Source organism: Xanthobacter autotrophicus (assembly GCF_030015065.1).
Lineage (GTDB): Bacteria > Pseudomonadota > Alphaproteobacteria > Rhizobiales > Xanthobacteraceae > Xanthobacter > Xanthobacter autotrophicus_D.
Genome location: NZ_JAIVFN010000213.1, coordinates 1 through 3230, shown reverse-complemented (window position 1 = coordinate 3230; position 3230 = coordinate 1). Strand labels below are relative to the sequence as shown.

The 3230-nt window shown below is 70.3% G+C and carries 3 protein-coding genes; all 3 read left to right on the top strand.

The annotated features are described in order from the left end of the window. Positions 1-1967, top strand: a 1967-nt coding sequence (locus K9U40_RS22345) for a TonB-dependent receptor plug domain-containing protein (protein ID WP_349239451.1), incomplete at its 5' end; no start/stop codon positions are given. Positions 1968-1974: 7 nt separating this feature from the next. After that, positions 1975-2937: an ABC transporter substrate-binding protein gene (locus K9U40_RS22340; protein WP_282892304.1), complete on the top strand. Its 963-nt coding sequence runs from the start codon at positions 1975-1977 to the stop codon at positions 2935-2937. Positions 2938-2964: 27 nt separating this feature from the next. Next, positions 2965-3230, top strand: a 266-nt coding sequence (locus tag K9U40_RS22335; RefSeq protein WP_282892303.1) for an iron chelate uptake ABC transporter family permease subunit, incomplete at its 3' end; no start/stop codon positions are given.

The following is a 3230-nucleotide window of genomic DNA, read 5'->3' as shown; positions in this document are numbered from 1 at the left end:
GCCTCCCCCTGCGCCGCCTCCCGATGCGCCTCGCCCCCGTGCTCCTCGCATTCGCCTGCGCGGGCACCACCGCACTGGCCCAGTCCACCGACGACCAGAACGCCGTCGACCTGCCGGAACTGGTGGTCAGCGCCACCGGCATCCCGACCCCGGAGGCCGAGGTCGCAAGCTCGGTCTCCATCGTCACCGCTGAGGATATCGAGCGCCGCCAGCAGCGCACCCTGCCCGACGTGCTCCAGTCCCTGCCGGGGCTCAACGTGGTGCAGACCGGCGGGCCGGGCGGGCAGACCTCGGTGTTCATCCGCGGCACCAATTCCAACCACGTGAAGGTGCTGATCGACGGCATCGACGCCGGCAATCCCTCCACGCCGAACGGCGCCTTCGATTTCGGCCAGCTGCTGGCGAGCGACCTTGCCCGCGTGGAGGTGCTGCGCGGGCCGCAGAGCGGTCTTTACGGCTCGGACGCCATCGGCGGCGTCATCTCGGTCACCACCAGGAAGGGCGACGGCCCGGCCAGGGCCACGGGCTATGTGGAGGGCGGCGCGCTCGGCACCTTCAACCAGGCGGCGGCGCTGAGCGGGTCCACGGACAAGCTCGCTTATTCCTTCAACGTCACCCACTTCGCCTCCACCGACATTCCGGTGACGCCGCAGGATATCGTGCCGTTCGGCTACCCCACCCATTCCAACGCGTACGACAACTGGACCTATTCGACCCGCCTCGACTACCAGGCGACGGAGGCGCTCGCGGTCAATTTCATCGCCCGCTACATCGACAGCCGCCTCGCCTTCTCGCCGGACACCTATCCGCCGCCGACCTATGAGGGCATCCCGGCGGCGCAGACCTCCACCAGCCTCGCCAGCATGTTTTTCACCAAGGGCGAGGGGGTGTGGAACGCGTTCGACGACCGTCTCGTCACCACCTTCGGCACCAGCGCCATGACCACGTCGAACCCCACCTATGGCCCCAACACCGCGGTGAACGGCCAGTATGAGGGCGACCGGCAGGTCTATTACCTGCGCTCCAACCTCGCCCTTGCGCCGGGCCAGAACCTGCTCGTCGGGCTGGAGCGGCGCAACGAGGGGATGACCTCCCAGAGCGCCTATAGCGAGATGGACGCCGCGACCGGCAACACCGGCGTCTATGGCGAGTTCCAGGGCTCCCTCGGCGAGCGCTTCTTCGGCGCGGCCAACATCCGCTATGACAGCGACGACACCTTCGGCGACCACACCACCTTCCGCCTCGCGCCCGCCATCCTGTTCCCGGAGACAGGCAGCAAGCTGAAGGCGAGCTACGGCACCGGCTTCAAGGCGCCCTCGCTCTACCAGCTCTACGCGCCCTATTACGGCAATGCGCAGCTGAAGCCGGAAGAAAGCACCGGCTACGATGCCGGCTTCGAGCAGCAGCTGTGGGGCGGGCGCGTGGCCTTCGGCGCCACCTACTTCCACAACGACATCACCAACCTCATCAGCTACGATCCCGCCACCTACCAGAACGTCAACATCTCCAGCGCCACCACGCAGGGCGCGGAGACCTTCGTCGCGGTGGCGGTGATGGAGCGCATCGACGTGCGGCTGGACTACACCTACACCCATGTGGTGGGCTACATGCCGGTGGGCCAGCCGTTCGGCGCCGCCTGCGCGCCCGTCGACGCCACCTCCTGCACTCCGCTGCGCCGCCCCAACCACAAGGTGAGCGTGACGCTGGGATGGCGGCCCACCGACGAACTCGATCTCTCGGCGAGCGTCGTCTACGCCTCGTCCTGGTGGGACATCGTGCGGCTCACGTCGGACTATGTCGACCAGCCGGGCTATACGGTGGTCAATGTCGCCGCCAGCTACAGGCTGAACACCCATGCCACGGTGTTCGCGCGCATCGACAATTTGTTCGACCAGACCTACGAGAACCCTAACGGCTTCCTCGCTCCGGGCTTCGGCGCCTATGGCGGGCTCCGGCTCACCTATTGAGGACGGCATGAAACGGCTGGCAGGCACGCTGCTGATCTTGCTGACGTGCGCCACGGCGCAGGCGAAGCCAGCGCGCGTCGCCTCGCTCAACCTGTGCGCGGACGAGCTGGTGCTGCGCCTCGCCGATCCGGGGCAGGTGGCGTCCGTCACCTTCCTCGCCCGCGACCCCCGCAGCTCGAACGTCGCCGATCTCGCGCGCGGGGTGCCGGTGAACCGGGGCCTCGCCGAGGAGATCGTGCCGCTGGCGCCGGACCTCGTCATCGTCGGCGCCTTCACCACCCGCACCACCACCGCCCTGCTGCGGCGCCTCGGCCTTGACGTGCTGGAGCTGGGCGTGCCGCAGACCCTGGACGAGGCCTATATCCAGATCCGCCTCGTCGCCGCGCGCCTCGGCACGCCGGAGCGCGGCGAGGCCATGGTGCGGCAAATGGAGGAAGCCTTTGCCCGGCTGCCGCCGCCGGCGGCGCATCCACCCTCCGCCATCGTGCTGCGGCCCAACGGCTTCACCGCCGGCCGCGGCTCCCTGCCCGGCGAGGTAATGGCACGGGCCGGCCTCGACAACCTCGCGGCGCGGCTCTCCGCCGACCGCCTCGGCCAGCTGGCGCTGGAGGAGGTGGTGTGGGCCCAGCCCGACATTCTGGTGGTGAACGCCGCGCCCGACGCCCCGCTTTCCCTCGCCGACGACCTGCTCTCCCATCCCGCCCTCGCATCCTTCCGCAGCACGGGACGATCCGTGGCCCTGCCCATCCGCCTGTGGACCTGCGCCGGCCCCGAACTGGCGGAGGCGGCGGAGCGGCTGGCCGAGGCGGCGCAGAAGGCAACGCAAGGGGCGACCGGGGCCAGCGCACAGGTGACGGTTGCCGTTGCCCCGCGCGGCGCGCGCCCATCGGCGCCGGCCGGGACCCAGGACGCTGTGCCCGCCGCCGCGCCCGCCGCGACGGCGGTAGCCCCACAGCCGATCGCCCCATGACCGCTGCCCCCGATGACCGCTGCCCCGATGACCGCTCCCCCAATCTCCCATACGGTGCTGATCGCCACCCTCGGCACCTGCGTGGCCCTGCTGCTCGCCGCTTCCGTGGCGGTGGGCTATGCGCCCCTCGACCTCGGCGCGGCGATCGCCGATCTCGCCGCCGGGCGGCAGAGCCTGCCCGCCCTCGTGCTCGCCGAACTGCGCCTGCCGCGCGCCATCCTCGGGGCGGCGGTGGGCTTCAGCCTCGGCGTCACCGGCGCGGCATTGCAAGGGCTGATGCGCAACCCGCTGGC